The 26,809-nt window shown below is 64.8% G+C and carries 19 protein-coding genes; 9 read left to right on the top strand and 10 right to left on the bottom strand.

The features are described from left to right. Positions 1–9: 9 nt before the first annotated feature. Genes BM382_RS04195 through BM382_RS04175 form a run of 5 tightly spaced genes read right to left on the bottom strand, consistent with a single transcriptional unit; the run spans position 10 to position 5,738 of the window. Complete coding sequence (locus BM382_RS04195) at positions 10–1,050, bottom strand: transporter family protein (protein ID WP_011061141.1); 1,041 nt, start codon at positions 1,048–1,050, stop codon at positions 10–12. A gap of 10 nt (positions 1,051–1,060) precedes the next feature. Further along, a complete protein-coding gene (locus BM382_RS04190) occupies positions 1,061–2,014 on the bottom strand; it encodes a SphA family protein (protein WP_011061142.1) in 954 nt (317 codons plus the stop codon). 12 nt (positions 2,015–2,026) lie between these two features. Next, positions 2,027–3,424 (bottom strand): DUF1254 domain-containing protein, encoded by a 1,398-nt coding sequence (locus BM382_RS04185; protein WP_239690404.1) that lies wholly within the window; start codon positions 3,422–3,424, stop codon positions 2,027–2,029. Positions 3,425–3,479: 55 nt separating this feature from the next. Continuing rightward, positions 3,480–4,937 (bottom strand): DUF1254 domain-containing protein, encoded by a 1,458-nt coding sequence (locus BM382_RS04180; protein ID WP_011061144.1) that lies wholly within the window; start codon positions 4,935–4,937, stop codon positions 3,480–3,482. A 9-nt stretch (positions 4,938–4,946) separates the two neighbouring features. Further along, complete coding sequence (locus BM382_RS04175) at positions 4,947–5,738, bottom strand: hypothetical protein (protein ID WP_072441943.1); 792 nt, start codon at positions 5,736–5,738, stop codon at positions 4,947–4,949. Positions 5,739–6,136: 398 nt separating this feature from the next. Here BM382_RS04175 and BM382_RS04170 point away from each other — a divergent pair, with 398 nt between their 5' ends. From BM382_RS04170 to BM382_RS04130, 9 genes are all read left to right on the top strand, one after another. Continuing rightward, on the top strand, positions 6,137–6,580 hold the full coding sequence (locus BM382_RS04170) for an SRPBCC family protein (RefSeq protein ID WP_072441941.1): 444 nt from the start codon (positions 6,137–6,139) through the stop codon (positions 6,578–6,580). A 43-nt stretch (positions 6,581–6,623) separates the two neighbouring features. Beyond that, complete coding sequence (locus BM382_RS04165) at positions 6,624–7,307, top strand: type 1 glutamine amidotransferase domain-containing protein (RefSeq protein WP_019095224.1); 684 nt, start codon at positions 6,624–6,626, stop codon at positions 7,305–7,307. A 439-nt stretch (positions 7,308–7,746) separates the two neighbouring features. After that, positions 7,747–8,247 (top strand): thiol peroxidase, encoded by a 501-nt coding sequence (gene tpx, locus BM382_RS04160; RefSeq protein WP_011061148.1) that lies wholly within the window; start codon positions 7,747–7,749, stop codon positions 8,245–8,247. Between the two features lie 177 nt (positions 8,248–8,424). Beyond that, positions 8,425–9,744: an MdtA/MuxA family multidrug efflux RND transporter periplasmic adaptor subunit gene (locus tag BM382_RS04155; RefSeq protein ID WP_015635501.1), complete on the top strand. Its 1,320-nt coding sequence runs from the start codon at positions 8,425–8,427 to the stop codon at positions 9,742–9,744. After that, entirely contained in the window at positions 9,741–12,839 is a 3,099-nt protein-coding gene (locus BM382_RS04150) for an MdtB/MuxB family multidrug efflux RND transporter permease subunit (RefSeq protein WP_011061150.1), read from the top strand. Before BM382_RS04155 ends, BM382_RS04150 begins: the two co-directional genes overlap by 4 nt. A 37-nt stretch (positions 12,840–12,876) precedes the next feature. Further along, positions 12,877–15,984: an efflux RND transporter permease subunit gene (locus BM382_RS04145; RefSeq protein WP_019095226.1), complete on the top strand. Its 3,108-nt coding sequence runs from the start codon at positions 12,877–12,879 to the stop codon at positions 15,982–15,984. Continuing rightward, complete coding sequence (locus tag BM382_RS04140; RefSeq protein WP_019095227.1) at positions 15,981–17,474, top strand: efflux transporter outer membrane subunit; 1,494 nt, start codon at positions 15,981–15,983, stop codon at positions 17,472–17,474. Before BM382_RS04145 ends, BM382_RS04140 begins: the two co-directional genes overlap by 4 nt. Positions 17,475–17,741: 267 nt before the next feature. Continuing rightward, a complete protein-coding gene (locus BM382_RS04135; RefSeq protein ID WP_065363983.1) occupies positions 17,742–19,817 on the top strand; it encodes a putative bifunctional diguanylate cyclase/phosphodiesterase in 2,076 nt (691 codons plus the stop codon). 208 nt (positions 19,818–20,025) lie between these two features. Continuing rightward, positions 20,026–20,772 (top strand): SDR family oxidoreductase, encoded by a 747-nt coding sequence (locus BM382_RS04130; RefSeq protein ID WP_015635506.1) that lies wholly within the window; start codon positions 20,026–20,028, stop codon positions 20,770–20,772. Positions 20,773–20,997: 225 nt separating this feature from the next. On the opposite strand, the gene BM382_RS04125 is transcribed toward BM382_RS04130, so the two are convergent. The 5 genes from BM382_RS04125 to ccoG all read right to left on the bottom strand — a co-directional run bounded on the left by BM382_RS04125 (position 20,998) and on the right by ccoG (position 26,741). After that, positions 20,998–21,552 (bottom strand): hypothetical protein, encoded by a 555-nt coding sequence (locus BM382_RS04125; RefSeq protein WP_065363984.1) that lies wholly within the window; start codon positions 21,550–21,552, stop codon positions 20,998–21,000. A gap of 58 nt (positions 21,553–21,610) precedes the next feature. After that, positions 21,611–22,393: a PoNe immunity protein domain-containing protein gene (locus BM382_RS04120; RefSeq protein WP_072441939.1), complete on the bottom strand. Its 783-nt coding sequence runs from the start codon at positions 22,391–22,393 to the stop codon at positions 21,611–21,613. 14 nt (positions 22,394–22,407) lie between these two features. Further along, positions 22,408–23,463, bottom strand: a complete 1,056-nt coding sequence (locus BM382_RS04115) for a hypothetical protein (RefSeq protein ID WP_072441937.1) — start codon at positions 23,461–23,463, stop codon at positions 22,408–22,410. 295 nt (positions 23,464–23,758) lie between these two features. Continuing rightward, positions 23,759–25,168 carry a GntR family transcriptional regulator MpaR gene (gene mapR, locus BM382_RS04110; protein WP_011061157.1) on the bottom strand — a complete coding sequence of 470 codons (1,410 nt, stop codon included), beginning with the start codon at positions 25,166–25,168 and terminating at the stop codon, positions 23,759–23,761. Between the two features lie 157 nt (positions 25,169–25,325). Then, positions 25,326–26,741 (bottom strand): cytochrome c oxidase accessory protein CcoG, encoded by a 1,416-nt coding sequence (gene ccoG, locus BM382_RS04105; protein WP_011061158.1) that lies wholly within the window; start codon positions 26,739–26,741, stop codon positions 25,326–25,328. Positions 26,742–26,809 lie beyond the last annotated feature (68 nt).

The following is a 26,809-nucleotide window of genomic DNA, read 5'->3' as shown; positions in this document are numbered from 1 at the left end:
GGGCTCCGTTCAGAACATGAAAGTGGGAATGACCGGGATAAAGGACAGGCGAAAATTCCAGCGGCTGCCGATCTGGTCGTCGGGGTGGATCGCCGAGTACTGGACTTCGCCGGAGATCCTCACCGGCAACTTGCCGACGTTGAAAATGCGCCCGGCACCCAGGCCGATGGGGAAGGTCACCTTGTTGCCGCCGTCGGCCTTCCAGTTGACGGTGACATTGGGGGTCATGCCGATCCGCCATTGGGCCGGCCCCGGCAGGGCGCGCTGGATGAAGTACTGGATGTTGCTCAGGCTGACGTCCTTGCGCCGTCCGTCGCCGGCCACCGACCACCAGTGCTGGGGAAACACCCCCAGGGTCCAGTCCGGGCCCAGGTAGGCGGCGACGAAGGCCGGGCCCAGGGAGTACTTGCCGGTGCCCAGCACGTCCTGCTCGGCGGTGGGAAACATCGCCGTCGGCCCCACGCCCCAGACCAGCTTGCCGCCGCCGGCAAAGCGCAGTGGCTCCTTGGGGGAGAACACCCCCACGTAGGCCAGGTCGCCGAAGCCGCTGGTGCGCTGGAAGGGGTCTTCGATCAGCGCTGGAAAGTCCCGGTCGCTCAGCACTTCATAGGGGCTCAGGCCCACCAGTTTGCCGGCCTTGCGGTTGACCGGGGCGCTGACATAACTGATGGGCAGGCGGTTGATCAGGTTCCAGTCTTCCCCCAGGGAGATCGGGAAGGTGGGCATGAAGCTGTATTTGCCCAGGTAACGCGTGCCGTTGCTATGGGGGCCCTTGAGGGCGGTGTAGTCGAACTGGTTGAACAGCAGCACCAGGTTGCCCACCGGGTTGTCCATCAGCTTGGCGATCTGCTCGGTGGAGGGTTCGCAGCCGGCCTTGACCACTTGCTTGAGGTCGATATCGAAGTTTTCCTGCAACTGCCGGCAGGTCTCGGGATCGCCCTTGGCCGCCGGGCGCTTGCCGTCTTCCCCCAGGGCTGGCAGTTCGTTGGCAAGGGCCGCGAGGCTGCCCAGCAGGGTGGAGCACAGGGCCAACTGGCAAGCGATACGCATTGGCGTGCTCCTAGAAAAAGGCCAGGGTCAGGTTGACGCTGACGCCGTTGCCCTCGGGGCGGTTCTTGGTGTCGAACTCGGGGATCCAGCGCGCGCTGATGTTGGCCTGGGCGTCGGCGAACTTGCCGCTCCAGCCCAGGGTTGGCCCGGCGCCCACGGAGCGCCCGCGATAGCCGTTGAGTTTGTCTGCGGTGGGGCCCTGGTCGTCGCTGATCTGCTGGATGTAACCGACCACCAGCCCGGCGTTCCAGCCGCTGCCGAAGCCGTGGGTCCACAAGCCATCGAGGCGCAGGATGTCGCCGTTGCGGTAGTCGGCGGCGTCGTTGCGGGTGTAGAACTCCAGGGCGCCCATCAGGCTGAATTCGCCGCCCTTGCCGTCCAGATGGGTGAAGGCGATGGTCGGCATGAAGGTGTAGTTGTTCTGCCCGGGGTTGGCCAGGCGGTTGTCGTTGTAGGCCCCGGTGGGCACGTAGATCGGCAGCGACAGGGCGATATGGTCGCGCTCGTTGATGTGGTAGCCGGCGGCGATCGGCGTGACCAGCAGGTCGGCGAACTGGGTGCCGCTGTCCTGGGTGCCCACCGTGCGCCCGCGGGGGCCGGTGAGGCTGGCCTGGATGTCGGTGTACTGCACCGGCACGCCGATGGCCGAGGCGTAGTTCCAGCGGCCCTTGCCGGTGTCCCAGACCCGGGTGAAGTTGCCCATGGTGTAGGACACCTTCATTTTCAGCCCCGAGCTGAGATCGCCGATGATCGGCACCTGGCCGCTGCCCTTGAGCTCGCCGTCGTAGTAGATGCTGGTCAGGGACATCACCCAGCCCGGTTCCGGGGGGATGATCCCGGCATTGGAGTAGATCTGCTGGCCGGTGATGGGCCGGCCGACCCCGCCTTCGGCGGCATGCAGCAAGGGGCTGGCCGCCAGCAGGCAAAGGGCCAGGGATGAACGCAGGGGCGAAGGGCTGGGCATGACGGGCTCCGCTTATTGTTGTTCAGGGGCGACCGGCGTCAGCGGCGGCATCTTCCACTGGCCGTTGCTGACGTCGGGTTTGGGCAGGTAGATCCGCAGCACCCCGTAGAAGGGGCCGTCGGGGGCCGGCAGCCAGTTGCTTTGCAGCTCCTTGGCCGGCGGCTGGTGCTGCACATGGAGGGTCAGGCCGCCGTCGGCGTCGGTTTTCAGCGAGGGCAGCATGCGTGAGTTGATCAGGTAGCGTTGCAGCGGGTTGGCCACCAGCAGCTTGCTCTTGCCGTCGTACATCGTCAGTGACCAGAAGGCATTGGCCGGGGGCAACTGGCCCTTGGCGAAGTGCAGGCGGTAGCGGTGCTGGCCGGCGTTGAGCGGCTGGCCCTGGTCGTCGACGAAGTAGCCGATATAGCTGGCCTCTTCGGCGGAGTTGCCGAAGATCCCCATGTTGGCCCCGGCGTAGCGGTACAGGTAATTGTCCTGCAGGTGCTGGCGGCTGCCGAACAGGTCGCCACTGGTGATCTTGTGGGTATCGACCTGTTCTTTCTTGAAGGCGGCGAATTCGGCCTTGCCGTCGCTGATGCCGTCTTCCAGGGCCTGCTTTTGCGCGCTGCCCAGCTCTTTGAGGGGGAAGGGCTGGCCGGGAATGATGCCGATGCTGGCCAGGCGTGCCAGCAGGTCCTTTTCCTCGGGCTGGGGCTGGGCGAAGGCCAGCATGAAGTTCAGGTAGCCGAACAGTTCCGGGCTGTCGCTCATGGTGGCGGTGGGCGGGGGCCAGTGGATCGCTGCCGGCGCCGGGGGCGGCGGCCGGCCGAGGAACTGGCTCAGCGCCTGGACCTGGTAGCTCTGCTGGATCTTCTGCACCTGCTCCAGGTCTTTTTCATCGAACAATTGGGTGCGGTACAGGGCGTAGACGATGTTGCTTTCACTGTGCAGCACCTTGTCGATACCGGCTGGCGTGGGGCCTTGCCAGTCAGGCCCGGCGATCAGGTAGTGGCCGCCCTGGTTGCCGGTGCTGCGGGTGCCCAGGTAGTCGAAGTTCTGGGTGTAGAGGTCGATCAACTGCACCGAGTAGTAACGCTGGGCATCGATGGCCGGCAGGCTCAGTACCTGGGGTTCGGCCCGCAGGTCGAGCCAGGCGAAGGAGTAGGGGGTGTCCGAGTTGGGGGTGACGAAGGCCGTGTCCTTGGGACTGAAGACCTGGGCGGTACCGCCGATGCGGTTGAACGGTGCCTTGAAGTTGGGCCCCCCCTGATCCACGGCCTGGGTGTAGAGGGTCTTGTACATCTCCACCACCGGAAAGCCGTAGAGGTACGCCTGCTTGGCGATACCCCGGGCCTGCTCCGCGGTCGCGCTGAAGGCGCCCAGGGACGGGCCGCTGAGGGCCAGCGTCAAGACCCCGAGCAAGCCGGGCATCACAGCCTTGATGATCATCGTTCGAATCCTTGCGCCAAAGTCAGGGGGGCAGGCGTTACTGCACCAGGGTGATGTCATCGAGTTTCCAGCGCTTGTCGAAGTAGGCCTCGGTGGGGGCGTAGAGCCGGAAGTAGCTGAACCAGTGCTTGCCCGGCAGGGTCTGCACCCAGTTGCTTTCCAGGCCCTTGGGGGCGCTGGGGCCGAAATACAGGTCCAGGGAGCCGTCGGGGTTTTTCTTCAGGTCCTGGCGCGATGACAGATCGGCCTTGCGCTGCGGGTTGTCGATCAGGCAGCGGCTGGCACTGTCGTAGACGGTCAGCGACCAGAACTGCCTGGCCGGCGGGTTGCTGCCCAGGTGCAGGCGATAGTGCTTGCCGCCGTCCAGCCACTGGCCGTTGTGGTCGGTGTAGGCGCCGAGGTAGGTCTGGCCCAGGCCCGGGGTCTTGGACACCATGCCCTTGGTGTTGGTGACCGCTTCGTAGAACCAGGCGCTGCGTTCCCACAACTGGTCGTAATAGGCCACGCGCTGGGACGGGTCGGCGATGTTCAGCACCTTGTCCCATTGCCGGTCTGGCCAGTACTGGGCATCGGCGAAGCGCTTGGCGAAGGTATTGGCCTGGGCGATCAGCTCACCCATGCGCGCGCCCTGTTCCAGGGCCTGGCGCTGGTGCTCGTTGGGGTTGAAGGGCTTGTCCTTCTCGATGCCGAGGCTGGCGAGCATGGCCATGTAGAAGCGGTCGCGCTCGTTGACCGGCTCCTGCTGGATGATCTGGTGCAGGCGCTCCCAGTAGGCCATGCCCCGCGGCTGGGTGCCGGACCAGGGCTTGCCGCCGGGGGACAGCAGGCGGGTCGCCGGCGGCGTCGCGCGCTGGGCGTAGGGGTACATCTTGAATTGCTGCACCAGCGCCTTGCCCTTGGCCGGGTCCGGGTCGAGCACGCGAAAGCCCACCAGCACGTTCATGGTTTGCGACTTGGCCAGGTAGTACTGGTCGGCGTCGGAAGGTTCCGGATGGCCCGGCGGCAGCACCAGGTACTTGCCGCCCTTGCCCTGGTCCGGGCCGGTCTGGCCCATGTCGGTGATCGCCCGTTGCCAGAAGTCGCCGACTCCACCGGCGGTGGGGCCGGGGGGCAGCTCGACGACCATCGGCCCGGTCTGGTTGAGGTCGACAAAACCCAGGATGTAGGGCGTGGTGGCGTTGGCGGTGATCACCCCGAGCTTGTCTTCGTAGCTTTCCAGGACCATCAGGTCGCCATTGCCGGCGTGCAGCTTATCGCGAAATTCCCCCTGCCACTGGGCGTAGGACACCAGCGGCAAGGCCCACAGGTAGCTTTGCGTGGCCTGCTGGAAGTCCAGCTCGGCAAACAGCCCGGCAATGGCGGCCCGGGCCGGCAGTTCGCCATCCATCTTGATCGCCGTCAGGCGGCTGTTCTGCGGCTCGGGCTGGGCGCCGACCCCGCAACTGGCGGCCAGGAGCAACAGGCTGAAACCGGCAGTGCGCAGTAGTGGCTGCATGGCGCGTCCTTATTTTCCGAAAGTGACATTGATCCCGGCGAACAGGGTGAACTGGGGCATGCCGTCGCCTTTGCGCTCCACGGTCCACTGCGGCTCGACGAAGGCGTTGAGAATGTTGTCACCGGCTTTCCAGGCCTTGCCCACCCCCAGGCCGATGGGGATGTAGTGGGTGTTGTTCTTCAGGTCGAAGGTCCAGGTGCCGGTGGAGCGCAGGTACCAGCCCCGGGGCAGGTTGTGGATGATGAAGGGCTGCAGGGTGGCGCTTTCGACATGGGCGCGGTCATGGTCGCCGGCAAATGAACTCTGGTACTGCACCAGGGCCCCCAGCAGGCCCCGGGGCGAGGCATCGATGGCCACTGCAGCCAGCCCGGCCTGCCATTTGCCGGTGCCCAGTTCGTCCTGTTCGGCGGTGGGTGCGGTGATCTGCGGGCCGATGCCCAGCTGCACGCCGTCGGTCTTGAGCAGGAAGATATCGAACAGGTTGAGGTCGCCGATGCCGGTGCTGTAGCCGTGGTGCGGATCGGGGCGGGTACTGACCGGCAGGGTGGCACGCAGCAGCTGGGGGACGCCGATGAAATCCGAGGGAGCGATGGGCAGGGTGCCCCGCAGCAGGGTGTCGTTGGTGTGGGCGTTGCTGTCGTACAGGCGCGGGGTGTAGTAATCCTGCAGGTTGAGGCCGGGTGCAAGGTTCAGCGGGTTGTTGCTTTTGTTGGCGGTTTCCGCGTTGTCGGCCAGGGCCGGCAGCGATGAGCTCAGGGCGACTACGGCCCAGACGGCGGGCGCAAAAAATGCTCTGGACATGCAGGTTCAATCCTTTTGCGAACGGTCACCGAGCGGCACTTCTTGAGCCGTGGGTCAACTGATAGTGTTTCTCTCTAATACCCGTAGGAATTGTCTGATGACGCTAGCAGCTAACCTTCGCTTAGCCAGTCGAAAGGATTAATTCGTTGGTTTTTGTGCACAGGATCACTGCCGGGCTGTGGACAGGCAGTGCGTGGCGGGCGGCCCTTTGAAGGTGAGCGTCGGCGAATCTCTCTTAAAGTGTTTTGTGATTATTTCAATGTAATTTGTATGGTTATAGTGATTGATTTTTTGTGTGCATAAAAAACATAAAAAACAATGAGTTATGTGTTTTTAATGAAGTTGTTTGTAGGTATGTGTGAGTGCTTCCTCAACAAAATCAGCAAGGGTGAACCAGAATGCCCGTGGTCGAACGCACGACTTTCCTGGCCGGATACAGCCCGCAGCAGGTGCTGGATTTCTGCCTCGAAGGCGCCAACTTTCCGAAGATTTTCCCCGAGCGTGTCACGCCCTTGGGGGGCCTCGATATCAATGACCTGCGCATCAGTGTCGGGCGCCAGTTCAGCTTCCTGCACTGGATGTTCGGTGTCATACCGGCGAAATGGACGGTGGTTATACGTGAGGTCGGCGATCGGCATTTTGTCGACGAGATGCTCAAGGGGCCGCTGCGGGCCTTTCGCCATGAGCACCGGGTCGAGGCCGCCGAAGGGGGCACCCTGTACACCGACCGGGTGACCTACAGGGCCATCGGTGGTGCACCTTTGGAGTGGTTGATGGTCAACGCCTACATGGCGCGGATTTTCGATGCCCGGCACCGCAACATGCTGCGGTTGCTCGGTTGATTGCCGTGCCTTGCCCTGTTTTCCAATGCCAAGGAGCATGCCCATGAGCAAGAAGATACTGGTGGTCCTGACCAGCGTGGCCAAATACCCCAACCTGGCCCGCGCCACTGGCCTGTGGCTGGGTGAGGCGGTGCATTTCGTGAAGAAGGTCGAGGCGGCGGGCTTCGAGGTGGACTACGTCAGCCCCAAGGGGGGCTACGTACCCATCGACCCCCATAGCCTGGCCATGGCCGACGACACCGACTGGCAGTGGTACCAGGACAGCGCCTTCATGAGCCGCCTGGGCTCGACCCTCAAGCCTTCCCAGGTCAGGGCCGGGGACTATGTGGCGATCTATTACGCCGGTGGCCACGGCGTGGTCTGGGATTTTCCCGATAACCCGGAGTTGCAGGCCCTGAGCCGGGAGATCTATGAGCAGGGGGGCTATGTCAGCTCGGTGTGCCATGGCGCGGTGGGCTTGCTCAACATCAAGCTGGGCGACGGTAGGCTGCTGATCGCCGGCAAGCAGGTCACCGGTTTCTCCAATGAAGAGGAGAAACTCGCCGAACTGGACCAGTACGTGCCCTACCTGACGGAAACCGAACTGGTCAAGCGCGGTGCCCTTTACCAGAAGGCCGCTGCACCCTGGGCGCCGTTCGCGGTGGAGGATCAGCGGGTGATCACCGGGCAGAACCCGGCGTCCGGTGGCCCGGTGGCCGATCTGCTCCTGGCGCACCTCAACAAATAACCGTAGGAGCCGGCTTGCCGGCGAAGAGGCCGTTAAGGCTTGTGCACGGCTAGAAATCGCTTTCGCTGGCAAGCCAGCTCCTACACCGAAACACCCAGATTCACCCCTGTAGGAGCCGGCTTGCCGGCGAAGGCGGCCTTGAGGCTTGCGCAAGTCTCGAAATCGCTTTCGCTGGCAAGCCAGCTCCTACACCGAAATACCCAAATTCGCCCCTGTAGGAGCCGGCTTGCCGGCGAAGGGGCCCTTGAGGCTTGCGCAAGGTTTGAAAGCGCCTTTGCTGGCAAGCCAGCTCCTACAACCGGTAATGCCGGTGTCGGGGTGGGTTGTTGGACAATTTGCCCGTGGGGCATAGGTGCCCGGGCCGTTTCATGCTTAACTTCGGCCTCTCAGGAATTTCTCATTGCTGTTCCATCATCACTGTTCAATAAGGACTCCGTTCATGGCTCAAGTCACTCTCAAAGGCAACCCGGTGCAGGTTAACGGCCAATTGCCGCAAGTCGGTTCCAAAGCCCCAGCGTTCACCCTGGTGGGCGCAGGCCTGGCCGATGTTTCCCTGAGCAGCCTCGCCGGCAAGCGCAAGGTGCTGAACATCTTCCCAAGCGTCGACACCCCGACCTGCGCCACCTCGGTGCGCAAGTTCAACGCCCAGGCCAACGAGCTGGCCAACACCGTGGTGCTGTGCATCTCTGCCGACCTGCCATTCGCCCAGGCACGCTTCTGCGGCGCCGAAGGCCTGGAAAACGTGCAGAACCTGTCGACCCTGCGTGGCCGCGAGTTCATCGAGAACTACGGCGTGGCCATCGCCGACGGCCCGCTGGCCGGCCTGACTGCCCGCGCCGTGGTGGTGCTGGATGAAAACGACAAGGTGCTGCACAGCGAGCTGGTCAAGGAAATCGCCGAAGAGCCGAACTACGACGCGGCCCTGGCCGTGCTCAAGTAACAGGTTTTACAATTATTCACGGCCTGGCTCTGTCCAGGCCGTTTTTATTTGTGCTTCAGTGGCTTAGCACCGCTCCTTGAAACGTCAGTCAAAGGTAAATTGCCGGTAAAGGCGCTTTGCTAAAACGGTTCCAGTGCTTATCTTTCAGCCTTCTCAAAGAAGCCTCCCACGCGCCCAATGGTTGATCACTCCATGCAATCCTCTGTCTCCCGCAACTCCCGTCGCTGGCTGTTCGGCCTGTTCGTCCTGCTGCTGGTCGTTGGCCTGTGCTGGAAATTCTGGCCGGCCAGTACCCACCAGGAGGCCGCCGGGCAGAAAGCCGCGGCCGGGCATACCGGGCGCAGCGGTAGCATGCGCCCCGGTTTCGGCGGCGCCAGCGGGCCGATCCCGGTGCGGGTGTCACCGGTGACCCAGGGGGATTTCGCGGTGTACTACAAGGCCCTGGGCACGGTGACGGCACTGAACACCATCAACGTGCGCAGCCGGGTGGCGGGGGAACTGGTCAAGGTCAATTTCGAGGAAGGGCAGATGGTCAAGGCCGGCGACCTGCTGGCACAGATCGATCCGCGTCCGTACCAGAACGCCTTGCTCCAGGCCGAAGGCACCTTGCTGCAGAACCAGGCCCAGTTGAAGAACGCCCAGGTCGACCTTGAGCGTTACCGCGGCCTGTACGCCCAGGACAGCATCGCCAAACAGACCCTGGACACCGCCGCGGCGCTGGTGGGGCAGTACCAGGGTACGGTCAAGACCAACCAGGCGGCGGTCAACGACGCCAAGCTCAACCTGGAATTCACCAACATCCGCGCGCCGATCGCCGGCCGCCTGGGCCTGCGCCAGCTGGACGTGGGCAACCTGGTGGCGGCCAACGACACCACCGCGCTGGTGATCATCACCCAGACCCAGCCCATCAGCGTGGCCTTCACCCTGCCGGAAAACAGCCTGGAAACCGTGCTTGCCCGCTACCACAGCGGCGCCAGGCTGGCGGTGGAAGCCTGGGACCGCGGTGACGTGAAGCTGCAGGCCACAGGCGTGCTGCAGAGCCTGGACAACCAGATCGACACCACCACCGGCACCCTGAAGTTCAAGGCGCGCTTCGATAACCGCGACCAGGGCCTGTTCCCCAACCAGTTCGTCAATGTGCGGCTGCTGGCCGATACCCTGAAGAACGTGGTGCTGGCGCCCTCGGCGGCGATCCAGTTCGGCACCAACGGCACCTTCGTCTACGCCCTGGATGGCGACAACAAGGTGAAGATCCGCCAGCTCAAGGTGGGCGCCAGCAACGGCGACTCGACGGTGATCCAGGACGGCCTCAAGGCCGGCGACCGGGTGGTGATGGAAGGCACCGACCGCCTCAAGGACGGCAGCGAGGTGGAAGTGGTCAACGACAGCATCGACGTGCCCACCACCCCCACCGAACACCTGCAGGGCCAGCCCGCCGGGGCACCGGCCGCAGACGGCAAGCCGGTTGATGGCAAGGCGCAAAAGGTCGGCGCATGAATTTCTCGCGGCTGTTCATCCTGCGTCCGGTAGCCACTACCCTGAGCATGCTGGCCATTGTCCTGGCCGGCCTGATCGCCTATCGCCTGCTGCCGGTGTCGGCCTTGCCCCAGGTGGACTACCCGACCATCCGGGTCATGACCCTGTACCCCGGGGCCAGCCCGGACGTGATGACCAGCGCGGTCACCGCGCCCCTGGAGCGCCAGTTCGGGCAGATGCCCGGCCTGACCCAGATGGCCTCCACCAGTTCCGGCGGGGCCTCGGTGCTGACCCTGCGCTTCAGCCTCGACATCAATATGGACGTGGCCGAGCAGCAGGTGCAGGCGGCGATCAACGCTGCCACCAACCTGTTGCCCAAGGACCTGCCGGCGCCGCCGGTGTACAACAAGGTCAACCCGGCGGACACCCCGGTGCTGACCCTGGCCATTACCTCCAAGACCATGCTGCTGCCCAAGCTCAATGACCTGGTGGATACGCGCATGGCGCAGAAGATCGCCCAGATCAGCGGCGTCGGCATGGTCAGCATTGCCGGCGGCCAGCGCCAGGCGGTGCGGATCAAGGTCAACCCCGAGGCCCTGGCGGCCAACGGGCTGAACCTGGCGGACGTGCGCGCCCTGATCGGCGCCTCCAACGTCAACCAGCCCAAGGGCAACTTCGACGGCCCGACCCGGGTCTCGATGCTCGACGCCAACGACCAGTTGACCTCGCCCAAGGACTACGCCGAGCTGATCCTGGCCTACAATAATGGCGCGCCGCTGCGCCTGAAGGATGTGGCCGAGATCGTCGATGGCGCGGAGAACGAGCGCCTGGCGGCCTGGGCCAACGAGAACCAGGCGGTGCTGCTCAATATCCAGCGCCAGCCCGGGGCCAACGTGATCGAGGTGGTGGACCGGATCAAGGCGCTGCTGCCGAGCATCACCGACAACCTGCCGGCGGGCCTGGACGTCACCGTGCTCACCGACCGTACCCAGACCATCCGCGCTTCGGTCAAGGATGTGCAGCACGAGCTGTTGATCGCCATCGCGCTGGTGGTGATGGTGACCTTCCTGTTCCTGCGCCGCGCCAGTGCCACCATCATTCCTTCGATTGCCGTGCCGCTGTCGCTGATCGGCACCTTCGGGGTGATGTACCTGGCCGGCTTCTCGGTGAACAACCTGACCCTGATGGCCCTGACCATCGCCACCGGCTTCGTGGTGGACGATGCCATCGTCATGCTGGAGAACATCTCGCGCTTCATCGAGGAGGGCGACAGCCCGATGCAGGCAGCGCTCAAGGGCGCCAGGCAGATCGGCTTCACCCTGATCTCCCTGACCCTGTCGCTGATCGCGGTGCTGATCCCGCTGCTGTTCATGGCGGATGTGGTGGGGCGGCTGTTCCGCGAGTTCGCCATCACCCTGGCGGTGGCGATCCTGATTTCCCTGGTGGTGTCCCTGACCCTGACCCCGATGATGTGCGCGCGGCTGCTCAAGCGTGAGCCCAAGCCTGAAGAGCAGGGGCGCTTCTACCGCGCCAGCGGGGCCTGGATCGACTGGCTGATCGAAAGCTACGGGCGCAAGTTGCAGTGGGTACTCAAGCACCAGTTCCTGACCCTGATGGTGGCCATCGGCACCCTGGGCCTGACCGTGTTCCTTTATATGGTGGTGCCCAAGGGTTTCTTCCCGGTGCAAGACACCGGGGTCATCCAGGGCATTTCCGAGGCGCCGCAGTCGGTGTCCTTCGCCGCCATGAGCCAGCGTCAGCAGGACCTGGCCAAGATCATCCTGCAGGACCCGGCGGTGCAAAGCCTGTCGTCCTACATCGGGGTGGACGGCGACAACGCCACCCTCAACAGCGGCCGCCTGCTGATCAACCTCAAGCCCCACAGCGAGCGCGACCTGAGCGCAGCCCAGGTGATCGCGCGGATCCAGCCCGAGGTGGACAAGCTGCTGGGCATCCGCCTGTTCATGCAGCCGGTACAGGACCTGACCATCGAGGACCGGGTCAGCCGCACCCAGTACCAGTTCAGCCTGTCGTCGCCGGATGCCGAGCTGCTGAGCCTGTGGAGCAATCGCCTGGTGCAGGCCCTGGCCCAGCGCCCGGAGCTCACCGACGTGGCCAGCGACCTGCAGGACAAGGGCCTGCAGGTGTTCATGGTGATCGACCGTGACGCCGCGTCCCGGGTCGGGGTTTCGGTGTCGAACATCACCGACGCCCTGTACGACGCCTTCGGCCAGCGCCAGATCTCCACCATCTACACCCAGGCCAGCCAGTACCGGGTGGTGCTCCAGGCCCAGGCCGGCGAGCGCATCGGGCCCCAGGCCCTGGAGCAGATCCACGTCAAGACCACCGACGGCGGCCAAGTGCGGCTGTCGAGCCTGGCCCATGTCGAGGAGCGCCAGGCGCAACTGGCCATCGCCCATATCGGCCAGTTCCCGGCGGTAATGATGTCCTTCAACCTGGCTCCGGGCGTGGCCCTGGGCAAGGCGGTGGACGTGATCGAGCAGGTGCAGCAGGAGATCGGCATGCCGGTGGGCGTGCAGACCCGCTTCCAGGGCGCGGCGGAAGCCTTCCAGGCCTCGCTGTCGAGCACCTTGCTGCTGATCCTGGCGGCGGTGGTGACCATGTACATCGTGCTCGGCGTGCTCTATGAGAGCTACATCCACCCGATCACCATCCTCTCCACCTTGCCCTCGGCGGCGGTGGGGGCCTTGCTGGCGCTGATCCTCAGCGGCAACGACCTGGGCATGATCGCCATCATCGGCATCATCCTGCTGATCGGCATCGTCAAGAAGAACGCGATCATGATGATCGACTTCGCCCTCGACGCCGAACGCCACCAGGGCATGGCCCCGGAACAGGCTATCTACCAGGCGGCGCTGCTGCGTTTCCGGCCGATCCTGATGACCACCCTGGCGGCGCTGTTCGGCGCCGTGCCACTGATGCTGGCCACCGGTTCCGGCGCCGAGCTGCGCCAGCCCCTGGGCCTGGTGATGGTGGGCGGCCTGCTGGTGAGCCAGGTGCTGACCCTGTTCACCACGCCGGTGATCTACCTGTACTTCGACCGCCTGGGCCGGCGCTTCGGCAAGCGTGAAGACGCCCAAGAGGTGGAGGCATGAAGGGCCGCAGCCTGCCTCAAGCCTGGAGCGTGTCGGCATGAACCTCTCCGGCCCCTTCATCAAGCGCCCGGTGGCGACCATGCTGTTGTCGCTGGCGATCATGCTGCTGGGCGGCGTCAGCTTCGGCCTGCTGCCGGTGGCGCCGCTGCCGCAGATGGACTTCCCGGTGATCGTGGTCCAGGCCAGCCTGCCCGGGGCCAGCCCCGAGGTCATGGCCTCCACCGTGGCCACGCCCCTGGAGCGTTCCTTCGGCGCCATCGCCGGGGTCAACACCATGAGCAGCCGTTCCAGCCAGGGCTCGACCCGGGTGATCCTGCAGTTCGACCTGGACCGCGACATCAACGGCGCGGCACGGGAGGTGCAGGCAGCCATCAACGCCTCGCGCAACCTGCTGCCCAGCGGCATGCGCAGCATGCCTACCTACAAGAAGGTCAACCCGTCCCAGGCGCCGATCATGGTGCTGTCGCTGACTTCCGATGTGCTGGAGAAAGGCCAGCTCTACGACCTGGCCTCGACCATCCTGTCCCAGAGCCTGTCCCAGGTGCAGGGCGTGGGCGAAGTGCAGGTCGGTGGCAGCTCCTTGCCGGCGGTGCGCATCGAACTGGAGCCGCAACTGCTCAACCAGTACGGCGTAGCCCTGGACGACGTGCGCAATGCCATCGCCAATGCCAACCAGCGCCGGCCCAAGGGCTCGGTGGAGGATGACCAGCGGCTGTGGCAGATCCAGGCCAACGACCAGTTGGAAAAGGCCCGTGACTACGAGCCGCTGATCATCCACTACAACAACGGCGCGGCCCTGCGCCTGAAGGACGTGGCCAAGGTCAGCGACGGCGTCGAGGACCGCTACAACAGCGGCTTCTTCAATGACGACGCGGCGGTGCTGCTGGTGATCAACCGCCAGGCCGGGGCCAACATCATCGAGACGGTGAACGAGATCAAGGCTCAGTTGCCGGCGTTGCAGGCGGTGCTGCCGGCCAGCGTCAAGCTCAACCTGGCCATGGACCGCTCACCGGTGATCAAGGCCACCCTGCACGAGGCCGAGATGACCCTGCTGATCGCCGTGGCCCTGGTGATCCTGGTGGTGTACCTGTTCCTCGGCAATTTCCGCGCCTCGCTGATCCCGACCCTGGCGGTACCGGTATCCCTGGTGGGCACTTTTGCCATCATGTACCTCTACGGTTTTTCCCTGAACAACCTGTCGCTGATGGCGCTGATCCTTGCCACCGGGCTGGTGGTGGACGATGCCATCGTGGTGCTGGAGAACATCTCCCGGCACATCGACGAAGGCATCGCGCCGATGAAAGCGGCGTACCTGGGGGCCAAGGAGGTGGGCTTCACCCTGCTGTCGATGAACGTGTCGCTGGTGGCGGTGTTTCTCTCGATCCTGTTCATGGGCGGGATCATCGAGAGCCTGTTCCGCGAATTCTCCATCACCCTGGCCGCGGCCATCGTGGTATCGCTGGTGGTGTCCCTGACCCTGACCCCGATGCTCTGCGCGCGCTGGCTCAAGCCCCACACCCCGGGCCAGGAGAACCGCCTGCAACGCTGGAGCCGGCGCAGCAACGACTGGATGATGGGCAAGTACGCCACCAGCCTGGACTGGGTGCTGCGGCACAGGCGCCTGACCCTGCTCAGCCTGCTGCTGACCATTGGCGTCAACGTGGCCCTGTACGTGGTGGTGCCCAAGACCTTCATGCCCCAGCAGGACACCGGCCAGTTGATCGGTTTTGTCCGCGGCGACGACGGCCTGTCCTTCAGCGTGATGCAGCCGAAGATGGAGATCTTCCGCCGCGCCGTGCTCAAGGATGCGGCAGTGGAGAGCGTGGCCGGCTTCATCGGTGGCAACAACGGCACCAACAACGCCTTCATGCTGGTACGCCTGAAGCCGATCAAGGAACGCAATATCTCGGCGCAGAAGGTCATCGAGCGCCTGCGCAAGGAAATGCCCAAGGTGCCCGGCGCGCAACTGATGCTGATGGCCGACCAGGACCTGCAGTTCGGCGGCGGCCGCGAGCAGACCACCTCGCAGTATTCCTACATCCTGCAAAGCGGTGACCTGGGCGAGTTGCGCCAGTGGTACCCGAAAGTGGTGACGGCGCTGCGCGCCTTGCCTGAGCTCACCGCCATCGACGCCCGGGAAGGCCGTGGCGCCCAGCAAGTGACCCTGATGGTGGACCGCGACCAGGCCAAGCGCCTGGGGGTGGACATGGACATGGTCACCGCGGTGCTCAACAACGCCTACAGCCAGCGGCAGATCTCCACCATCTACGACAGCCTCAACCAGTACCAGGTGGTGATGGAGGTCAACCCGAAATACGCCCAGGACCCGATTACCCTGAATCAAGTGCAGGTGATCACCGCCGACGGCGCGCGGATTCCGCTGTCGGCCATCGCCCACTATGAAAACAGCCTGGAAGACGACCGGGTCAGCCATGAAGGGCAGTTCGCCTCGGAAAGCATTTCCTTCGACATGGCCGAGGGCGTGACGGTGGAGCAGGGCACCGCCGCCATCGAACGGGCGATCGCCAAGCTGGGCATGCCCGAAGACGTGATCGTCAAGATGGCCGGCACCGCCGATGCCTTCGCCGCCACCCAGAAGAGCCAGCCGTTCATGATCCTCGGCGCGCTGCTGGCGGTGTACCTGGTGCTGGGGGTGCTCTATGAAAGCTACATTCACCCGCTGACCATCCTCTCCACCTTGCCCTCGGCCGGGGTTGGCGCCTTGCTCTCGATCTATGTGCTGGGCGGTGAGTTCAGCCTGATCTCGCTGCTGGGGCTGTTCCTGTTGATCGGGGTGGTGAAGAAGAACGCGATCCTGATGATCGACCTGGCGCTGCAACTGGAGCGTCACCAGGGCCTGGACCCGTTGCAGTCGATCCGCAGCGCCTGCCTGCAACGCCTGCGGCCGATCCTGATGACCACCCTGGCGGCGATCCTCGGCGCCTTGCCGTTGCTGCTGGGCGGGGCCGAAGGCTCGGAAATGCGCCAGCCCCTGGGCCTGACCATCATTGGCGGCCTGGTCTTCAGCCAGGTCCTGACCCTCTACACCACCCCGGTGGTCTACCTCTATCTCGATCGCCTGCGCCACAAGTTCAACCACTGGCGTGGGGTCCGTACCGATGCTGCTCTGGAAACGCCGCTATGACCGACCAATCGTCCCGTCCCGTTACTCTGCTGTCCGCCCAGCGCCTGGCCATGGCCCGGGGCTCGCGGGCCTTGAGCCTGGGCCTGTGCGTGCTGCTGCTCAGCGCCTGCGCCATCGGTCCCGACTACCAGCGCCCGCAGGTGGCCGAGCCGGTGCACTACAAGGAAGCCGAAGGCTGGCGCCAGGCCAACCCCAGCGACGCCCTGGCCCGTGGCGCCTGGTGGGAGCTGTACGGCGATGCCCAGCTCAATGGCCTGATCGACAAGCTCAACAGTTCCAACCAGAGCGTGGCCCAGGCCGAGGCGCAGTTCCGTCAGGCCCGGGCCCTGGTGCGCAGCTCCCGGGGTTCGTTCTTTCCCAGTGTCGACCTGAGCGCCGGCAAGACCCGCGCCAGCCAGGGCACCGGCAGCAGCAGTTCGGCCCTGAGCAGTTCCAGCAGCGGCATTCGCGACACCTACAACACCCAGTTGGGGGTGAGCTGGGAAGCGGACGTGTGGGGCAAGTTGCGCCGTGACCTGGAAGCCAACGAGGCCAGCGCCGAGGCCAGCTTCGCCGACCTGGCGGCCATGCGCCTGAGCCAGCAGTCCGAGCTGGCGCAGAACTACCTGCAACTGCGGGTGATCGATGAGCAGAAGCGCCTGCTGGAGGCCACGGTGGCGGCCTATCAGCGCTCCCTGACCATGACCCAGAACCAGTACCAGGCCGGGGTCTCCGGCAAGGATGCGGTGGCCCAGGCCCAGACCCAGCTCAAAAGCACCCAGGCCGACCTGATCGACCTGATCTGGCAGCGGGCGCAGTTCGAGAACGCCATCGCCGTGCTGATCGGCGTGCCGCCGGCAGAGTTCAACCTGGCCGAGAGCAAGACCATCCCCGTGCTGCCCCAGGTGCCATTGGGCGTGCCGTCGCAACTGCTGGAGCGGCGCCCGGACATCGCCTCGGCGGAGCGTTCGGTGATTGCCGCCAACGCCAAGATCGGCGTGGCCAAGGCCGCCTATTACCCGGACCTGACCCTGAGCCTGGCCGGCGGCTACAGCAGCAGCACCTACGCCGACTGGATCAGCCTGCCGAACCGCTTCTGGTCGGTAGGGCCGAAACTGGCCATGACCCTGTTCGACGGCGGCCAGCGTTCGGCGGAAGTGGACCGCACCGAAGCGGTGTACGACCAGACCGTGGCCAAGTACCGGCAGACCGTGCTCGACGGTTTCCGCGAGGTGGAGAACTACATGGTCCAGCTCAAGGTCATGGAGGACGAGGCGGGGGTGCGCCAGCAGGCCCTGGATTCGGCCCGCGAGGCCCTGCGCCTGACCGAGAACCAGTACAAGGCCGGGCTGATCGCCTACCTGGATGTGGTCACCAGCCAGACCACTGCCCTGAGCAACGAGCGTAGCGTGCTCAGCCTGTTGCAGAGCCGGCTGATCGCCAGCGTGCAGTTGATCGCCGCCATGGGCGGTGGCTGGGATGGCCAACTGCAGGCCAGCGAGCAGAAATAGGCCCTTGAAGGCCTTGCAGCAAGGTGGCTGCAAGGCCTGCTCGACAGCTGCAGGCAGGGCGTATCCGGAGCCGTTTGCAACTGCTCGCGACTTCCCGCAAAGCCCATGCCCACAGGGCTTGTAGGGGTATGAGACAGCCGAAAACGGCGTTCTGTCCGACTAATGGCTTTTTGCTAACTTTGTAGATGCGTTCTTCCACGCAATCAGTACAATCTGCGGTTTTGCCCGCCGCGCAGGGATGTCGGCACAACGGCCAAGAGACGCCTCATGCTCATCGGTAGCTACTCCTCCGCACTGGTCCTGATCTCCATTTTCGTGGCGATCCTCGCTTCCTATACTGCCCTCGACCTGACCGGGCGCATTGCCACCACCACCGGCCGTGCCGCTTATCTATGGATGATGGGCGGAGCCCTGGCCATGGGCGTCGGTGTGTGGTCCATGCACTTTATCGGCATGCTGGCCTTCAGCCTGCCCATCGACCTGGGCTACGACATCCAGCTCACCGCCTTGTCGCTGCTGATCTCGATCCTGTCCTGCGGCTTTGCCCTGTGGCTGGTGAGCCAGCCGCGGCTGCCGCTGTGGCAGTTGCTGTTCGGCGCGCTGATCATGGGCTCGGGCATCAGTGGCATGCACTACACCGGCATGGCGGCCATGCGCATGCAGCCGGGCATCGACTACGACCCGAGCCTGTTCGGCGCCTCGTTGCTGATTGCCTTCGGCGCGTCGCTGGCGGCGCTGTGGATTGCCTTTCGCCTGCGCCAGAACACCCCCTACGTACGTCTGGCCCGGACCGGCGCGGCGATTGTCATGGGCTTTGCCATCGTCGGCATGCATTACACCGGCATGGCCGCGGCGCGTTTCGCCGATGGCAGTTTCTGCGGCGCCCTGGGCAACGGCCTGAGCGGCAAGGGCCTGGACAACCTGGTGCTGATCACCACCCTGGCGGTGCTGATCATCGCCTTGCTGACCTCGGTGCTGGATGCGCGGCTGGAAGCCCGCACCGCGGTGCTGGCGCAATCGTTGACCGAAGCCAACAAGGAACTGACCCAACTGGCGTTGCACGACACCCTGACCGGGCTGCCGAACCGCATTCTGCTGGCCGACCGCATTGACCAGGCGATGCACCGGGTCACTGCCCATGGTGGCTGTTTTGCGCTGATGTTCATCGATCTGGACGGTTTCAAGCCGGTCAACGACGCCTTTGGCCACCACATGGGCGACCAGTTGCTGCGCGAAGTGGCCCAGCGCCTGCGCGAGGATTTGCGCAGCGAGGACACCCTGGCGCGGATCGGCGGCGATGAGTTCGTGCTGCTGGTGCAACTGGCCGAGCCGGACGATGCCCTGCGCCTGGCGGCACGCCAGGTGGGGCTGGTATCGCGCTCGTTCCGGGTGGCCGAGCACGACCTGCAGATTTCCGCCAGCATCGGCATTGCGGTGTACCCGGGCAATGGCCTGAGTGCCCAGGAACTGCTGATGAACGCCGATGCGGCGATGTACCACGCCAAGGGCACCGGCAAGAATGGCTACAGCTTTTTCGATGCCTCGATGAACAGCAATGCCCGGCGCCAGCTGCAATTGCTGCAGGATCTGCGCAATGCCCTGGAGCATCATCAGTTCCGCCTGCACTACCAACCCAAGTTCGACGCTGCCAATGGCCTGCCGGTGGGGGCCGAGGCGCTGCTGCGCTGGGAGCATCCCCAGCATGGCCTGTTGCTGCCGGACAAGTTCATCGAACTGGCGGAGAAGACCGGGCTGATCATTGCCATCGGCGAGTGGGTGCTCAACGAGGCCTGCCGGCAGATGCGCGAGTGGTACGTCCAGGGCTACACCGACTGGCGCATCGCGGTGAATCTCTCGGCCTTGCAGTTCTGCCATGCCGGGCTGGTCAGGAGCGTGGCCAATGCCCTGGAACGCTACCACCTGCCGGCCAACAACCTGACCCTGGAAATCACCGAAACCACGGCGATGAACGACGCCGATGTCAGCATGCTTGTCCTGCAACAGCTGGCGGACATGGGGGTGGACCTGTCCATCGACGATTTCGGCACCGGCTATTCCAGCCTGATGTACCTCAAGCGCCTGCCGGCCAACGAGCTGAAGATCGACCGCGGCTTCGTCCGCGACCTGGAGCACGACAGCGACGATGCCGCCATCGTCTCGGCCATTGTCGCCCTGGGCCAGGCACTGGGCCTGCGGATCGTCGCCGAGGGCGTGGAAACCGGGGTGCAGCAGACCTTCCTCACCCAACTGGGCTGTGATTCCCTGCAAGGCTATTTCCTTGGCCATCCGCTGCCGCCCGAAGGTTTCATGCAGGGCATCCACCGGGGCGAAGAAAAAGCCTGAGCCTCTCGCCTTGCCGGCTGCGGTCGCGATCTGGCGGCAGTTCGCAGGGATATGGCCGCCGCCCAGGCCCCAGCCGGTTTGCGCCGTCGGTGCGCGGGGCTACCGTGCACTTCTACTGGCTTGATGTGGCACATTTGCGCAGTTTTCATCGCCGCCCGCGCGGTGTTTAATGGCTCGCGTTGAAATGTTCAGTGAGGGAGTCGGCAGCATGGATAAAGTCATCGTCATCACCGGTGGCGGACGGGGTATAGGCGCCGCCACGGCAGTGTTGGCCGCGCAGCAGGGATTCAAGGTGTGCATCAACTACCAGGCCGACGAGCAGTCCGCCCTGCAGGTGCTCGAACAGGTTCGCGCCCTGGGCGTGCAGGCCATCGCGGTGCGCGCCGACGTCAGCATCGAGGATGAAGTGATCGGTCTGTTCCAGCGGGTCGACAGCGAACTGGGGCGGGTCACGGCCCTGGTCAACAATGCCGGGACCGTGGGCCACAAGTCGCGGCTGGATGAAATGTCCGAATTTCGCATCCAGAAGATCATGAAGACCAATGTCATGGGGCCGATCCTCTGCGCCAAGCATGCGGTGCTGCGCATGTCGCCGCGCCATGGCGGGCAGGGCGGCAGCATCGTCAACGTCTCCTCTGTGGCGGCGCGCCTGGGTTCGCCGGGGGAATACGTCGACTACGCCGCCTCCAAGGGCGCCCTGGACACCTTCACCATCGGCCTGTCCAAGGAAGTGGCGGGCGAGGGCATCCGCGTCAACGCGGTGCGCCCGGGCTATATCTACACCGACTTTCATGCCCTGAGCGGCGATGCCGACCGGGTCAGCAAGCTGGAATCGGCAATCCCCATGGGTCGTGGCGGGCGTCCTGATGAAGTGGCCGAGGCGATTGTCTGGCTGCTGTCGGACAAGGCCTCCTACGCCACCGGCACCTTCGTCGACCTGGGCGGCGGCCGCTGAGCCCCCGCAAGTCCGCGGCCTATCCCGTAGGGGCCGGCTTGCCGGCGAAGGGGCCCTCAAGCCTTGCGCCGACCTTGCAGACGCCTTCGCTGGCAAGCCAGCTCCTACAGCCCCCTCCGAGCTTATGGTCTGCCGTGTAGGAGCCGGCTTGCCGGCGAAGAGGCCCTTGAGTCTTGCGCCGCGCTTGCGGACGCCTTCGCTGGCAAGCCAGCTCCTGCGGTTTCCTCAGCGGGCGCGGCGGCGGCCGGGGCCGATCAGCAGGGCCAGCAATAGCCCCAGTACGCTGGTGCCAAAGCTCATCAACTGTGGCATCAGGAACCCCAGGGTTTCCCCCGGGCGGTTGCAGCTGTAGCCATATCCATCGCCTTGCTCATGGGCCCAGACGCCCGGTGTGGCGCTCACGTCCACAGGCGCCGATGGTGCGGGTTCCTCATTGGAGAACCCCAGGTTCGAATGGCTCGCGCTGCGCCTTTCCAGCTGTTCGATGGCCTGCAACTGGGCGTCGTTGCAGCGGTTCTGCGCCCAATTGCCGACCACCACCAGGACGGACAGAAGAAGCAGCAGCGGCACCGGGTAATAACGCCGGGTCCGCAGCAGGGGCGCCACCACCAGCCCGGCCAGGAAACCCGCCAGCAGCAGATTGACCCAGAACCACGGGCCGCCTTCCCAGCTCGGCGGTATCAACTGCACCAGCAGCGGGGGCAGCACAACGCGGGCGAACAGCAGGCACAGGGCGGCTGCGAGCAGGGTGATCAGCAGGGTCTTGATCCAGGATTTCATGGGCAATGCATAACCTTTAAGAAGGAGCGGTAAACGGGGGCTATCAGTGCTGCGCCAGCTATTGGGGCATCGGCGGCGGGGTAAAGCGCCGGGCGTATTCGAGCATCTCCCGGGGGAAGACCATGTGTTTCACCGCGCTGTCGTCCAGGCCGTAGAGGTAGGCCACCGCCGCCGCTTCAAAGGCCCAGTAGCCGAAGTAGGAACCCTCGTCGCCGTCCAGGTGGCTGTCGTGCCATGGGGCCTGTTCGAACGCCTCGTACCACTGGTTGCAGTACTCCACCAGCAGTTCCCGGGGTTCATCCGGATCTTCGGTGTAGATGGCCCGGATCAGGGGCGTGGAGACGTCGTGGAACCACTGATCAACGTCTTCACGATCCGGCAGGTAGGCCTTGAGCAGGTCCTCGATCAGAGTGTCCTGGCCGCCAAAGCCGGCACGGTCCTGCAGCAGCACCAGGCGCGGCAGCAGGTCGCTGCGTTGCAGCAGGATGCACAGGCTGATGACCTGGACATATTCCTCGTATTCGTCGGGGTAGTCTTCGATGTTCAGCGGCGCGATATCCGGCCGTTCTTCATAAACCCCCATCTTGCGCTGGTAATCTTCGTAGCCTTCGATCACCCCATCCAGCTCCCGGGCCAGTTGCTCCATGGGTGCACCGCCGGTGTAGCCCAGGATCAGGTGGTGCAGGCGCGCGCTGCGCACATTGGAGGCCTTGAGGGAGGCTTCCTGCTCGGGGCTGTCGGCCATCATCGAGTGGGTCTGCCAGTGGGCCTCTTCGCCGGCCAGGCTTTCGAGGAAGTCGTGGTACTGCTTGTGGCTGAGAAACACTTGTCTGCGGTTCATGTCGGTGCCTTGGCTCAGTACACGGGAATCAGGGTGAAGGGCGCCTTGCGCTGCGAAGTTTCCAGCAGCAGGGTCGGCAGGTCGACTTCGGCGGGCTCCAGGTCAAGCTGCTCCAGTTCCTCTTCCAGCTGTTGTGCATTGGCTGGCAGGGCAACGATTGGCCGGCGCAGGTAGGGGCGTGGGTCTTCGCCGTAGTAGACCTTCACCGGGCCCTCGGGGATGCCTTCCAGGCGGGCAAAACCTTCCTGGTCGAGGTTGCCCTCGGCTTGCGAGCCGTCACTGAACACCGCTCGGTAGGCGGCGCCGGACACCGGCTCCAGGTTCGGGTAGTGCAGGTTCAGTTCCAGCCAGTGGCCCCCACCGGTGAGGTGTTCCAGGCCCTGGTTGATGTCCTGGGCGATGCTTGCGGCGTCGTGGGCCCCGGGTTGTGGCGCGGCGGTGAGGGTCGTTGGGCGCGGTTCCAGGGACGACTGCGGCTTGGGCGCCAGGGCCGGGCCGCGGCTGTGGGCGGCGGCCGAGTTGTTGCGTTGCTCGGCGATCCAGGGGGCAATGCGTTCTTGCACCGACACCATGAGGAACTCGGTGTGTTCGCAGGCTTCGTTGAGGTTGTGCAGCACCAGGCGCTGCTGCTGGGGCGTAAGGCTGTTGAAGGTGCTGGAGGCGCTCACGCCGCGGATGATCTCGGGCAGTTCCTCGGCCAGGCGCACGGGATCCAGGCACTTTTCCAGCAGATGTTCGGGGCTGGTCTTCAGGCGGCAGGCCAGCAGGGTGTGGCGGATCAGGTCGAAGAGCTTTTCGGCGTGGCGCTGGGGGGCGCGGTTGATCAGGCGCAAAAGGATCTTCAGGCCGTGCCCGGGGCCGGGAATCCAGCCGATCAGGGCCAGGGCCAGGTCGAAGAAGGCGTCTTGCTCGTCCTTGGGGTTGTTGATGGCGTCCAGTTCGAAGATCGCCTGGATGCAGTCGTAGGCGTTGAGTTCCTGGGTCAGCAGTGGCAGGCGGCCGCGTTCGATGGCCTTGATCAGTTCGGTCTTGGCCTCTGGGTAGTCGTCGTAATACAGGTCTTCGACCATGACGTGTTCCTTTCCCTGGAAAATTGGAGCGCGGATGCTGAATGAGTTGAGGGGAGGTAGCAAGGGGATTTGGTTCTGTCATGCGGCGCATGGGATGGGGTACATATCCATTCCGGCGGGTGCGGCTACTTGCGGTTCCGCTCTTGCAGCGACTCACTCGGCCTGGAGATTGCGCGGTGTGTACCGCCCCGTAGGAGCCGGCTTGCCAGCGAAGGCGTCCGCTCAGGCGCTGCATGGCTTGCGGGCCTCTTCGCCGGCAAGCCGGCTCCTACAGGTGCGGGTGGGGCGGTTGGGGTCAGAAGGAGCGGATGATCCGCCCCAGGGTTTCCATGGCCTTTTCCGCGGCTTCGTTCCACGGGCTGCCATAGTTCAGGCGGATGCAGTTGCGAAAGCGCTGGGTCGGCGAAAAGATCGGCCCCGGGGCGATGCTGATGCCTTGGGCCAGGGCCATCTGGAACAGTTTCAGCGAGTCCATCTGCGGCGGCAGCTCCAGCCACAGGAAGTAGCCGCCGGCCGGCTGGCTGACCCGGGTCTGGGCCGGGAAGTAACGGGCGATCGCCGCCAGCATGGCGCTCTGCTGTTCTTCCAGGGCATAGCGCAGCTTGCGCAGGTGGCGGTCGTAGCCACCGTGTTGCAGGTAGTCGGCAATCGCCGCCTGGGCCGGCATCGAGGCACACAGCGAGGTCATCAGTTTCAGCCGTTCGATCTTCTGCGCATAGCGCCCGGCCGCGACCCAGCCGATGCGGTAGCCCGGGGCCAGGCTCTTGGCGAAGGAGCCGCAGTGCATCACCAGGCCCTCGGTGTCGAAGGCCTTGGCCGGTTTCGGCGCCTGCTGGCCGTAGTACAGCTCGGCGTAGACGTCGTCTTCGATCAGCGGCACCTGGTGCTGGCGCAGCAGCTCCACCAGCTCCTGTTTCTTCGCCTCGGGCATGCTCGCGCCCATGGGGTTCTGGAAGTTGGTCATGCACCAGCAGGCCTTGATCGGGTGCCGCTCCAGGGTCTGGGCCAGCACCCCGAGGTCGATGCCGTCGCGCGGGTGCACGGGGATTTCCACCGCCTTGAGCTTGAGCCGCTCCAGCACTTGCAGGCTGGCGTAGAAGGCCGGAGCCTCGATGGCCACCAGGTCGCCGGGCTCGGTCACCGCTTGCAGGCACAGGTTCAGCGCCTCCAGGGCGCCGTTGGTGATCAGCAACTCCTCCATGGGCAGCATCAGCCCGGCCACCATGTAGCGCAGGGCGATCTGCCGGCGCAGCTGCGGATTGCCCGGCGACATGTCGGTGACCACCACCCGCGGGTCCATCTCGCGGCTGGCGCTGGCCAGGGAGCGCGACAGGCGCTGCAGGGGGAACAGGGTCGGGCTGGGGAACGCCGAGCCGAAAGGCACGGTGCTCGGGTCCTTGATCGAATCGAGCACCGAGAACACCAGTTCGCTGACATCGACTTCGGTGGATTCATTGACTTCGCTGCTGATCACCGGCTCCGAGAACGGGCTCGGCGCGTGGGCATTGACGAAGTAGCCGGAGCGCGGGCGGGCGCGGATCAGGCCGCGACGCTCCAGCAGGTAATAGGCCTGGAACACCGTCGACGGGCTGACCCCGTAGGTCTGGCTGGCGTAGCGCACCGAAGGCACACGCTGGCCCGGCCCCAGGACCCCGGAGCGGATCAGTTCGGCGATGTCATCGGCGAATTTTTCGTAGCGTTTCATCTGCGGTTGAGGATCCAGTCTGGTCATCGGGTCGACATATCTGCGGTGGCGAGGGAGTGACGAACGCCGCCAGCGGGCTGGCGGCGGGTGTCCGGTTCATTGGCTACGGGGCCGGCCCCGGGGGGAGCCGGCTCCCTCGCCAGGGCATTCTAGAGGCTCAGCGGTTCATCGGCGCGACAAAACGACTCTTGGCCACGGCGTAGACGCCGGGGTCATCGCTGTCGCTGACCTTGAAACTGATGGCCTGGGAGCTGCTCTGCGCCTTGTCCTGGGTCATCGCCACGGACACCGGCAGGTCGGTGATTTCACCGGGGGCCAGGCTCAGCTCGGTCTTGCCCTGCAGCTCGAAGCCTTCGCCATCCACCAGGGCCAGGTGGTACTGCTGGCGTTCCTGGGTCTTGTTGATGATCTTCAGGCTGTAGATGTTCTCGATCTGGCCCAGGGCGTTCTCGCGGAACAGGCCGCGGTCCTTGCTCACGTCCAGGGACACCATCGGCCGCTGCACCAGGGCCAGGGCCAGGGCGCCGATCATCACCAGCAGCACCAGGCTGTAGCCCACCAGGCGCGGACGCAGCAGGTGGGTCTTGCCGCCTTGCAACTCGTGTTCCGAGGTGTAGGCGATCAGGCCGCGGGCGTAGCCCATCTTGTCCATGATCGAGTCGCAGGCGTCGATGCAGGCAGCGCAGCCGATGCACTCCATCTGCAGGCCGTCGCGGATGTCGATGCCGGTAGGGCAGACCTGTACGCACAGCTGGCAGTCGATGCAGTCGCCCAGGCCGACATCGGCAGGCTTCACATCACGCTTGCGCGGGCCACGGCTTTCGCCGCGCACCGGGTTGTAGGAAATGGTCAGGGTGTCCTTGTCGAACATCACGCTCTGGAAGCGCGCATAAGGGCACATGTGCATGCACACCGCCTCGCGCAGCCAGCCGGCGTTGATGTAGGTGGCCGCGGCGAAGAACAGCACCCAGAACAGGCTCAGGCCGCCGATCTGCAGGGTCAGCAGTTCCTGGGCCAGGGGGCGGATGGGGGTGAAGTAGCCGACGAAGGTCAGGCCGGTGAGCAGGCTGATGCCCAGCCACAGGGTGTGCTTCATGGCCCGGCGGGCCAGCTTGTTCAGGCCCCAGGGCGCGGCCTGCAGCTTGATCCGCTGGTTGCGCTCGCCCTCGGTGACCTTTTCGCACCACATGAACAGCCAGGTCCACGAGCTTTGCGGGCAGGTGTAGCCGCACCAGACGCGGCCGGCGAACACGGTGATGGCGAACAGGCCGAAGGCGCAGATGATCAGCAGCGCCGAGAGGAGGATGAAGTCCTGGGGCCAGAAGGTTGCGCCGAAAATGTGGAACTTGCTTTCGGCCAGGTCCCAGAGCACGGCCTGGCGGCCACCCCAGTTGAGCCACACGGTGCCGAAGAACAGCAGGAACAGGAAACCTGCTCCGCTCATGCGCAGGGTGCGGAACAGGCCGCTGAAACTGCGGGTGTAGACGTGTTTGTCAGTGGTCTTCGTCTTCATCTGTGTAGGGCGTGAAGGTTCGAAGGTTTCTACTAATCGGACGGGGATTCTTTCGCTCATGGTCGTTCGCTCATCAGCCTCCATCAGGCCGGGCAACTATGACCACGGATCTGTTTGCATAACAGACT

Source organism: Pseudomonas sp. NFPP25 (assembly GCF_900116505.1).
Lineage (GTDB): Bacteria > Pseudomonadota > Gammaproteobacteria > Pseudomonadales > Pseudomonadaceae > Aquipseudomonas > Aquipseudomonas protegens.
The sequence above is the reverse complement of the archived record's forward strand: the minus strand, read 5'-3'. Positions and strand labels throughout refer to the sequence as shown.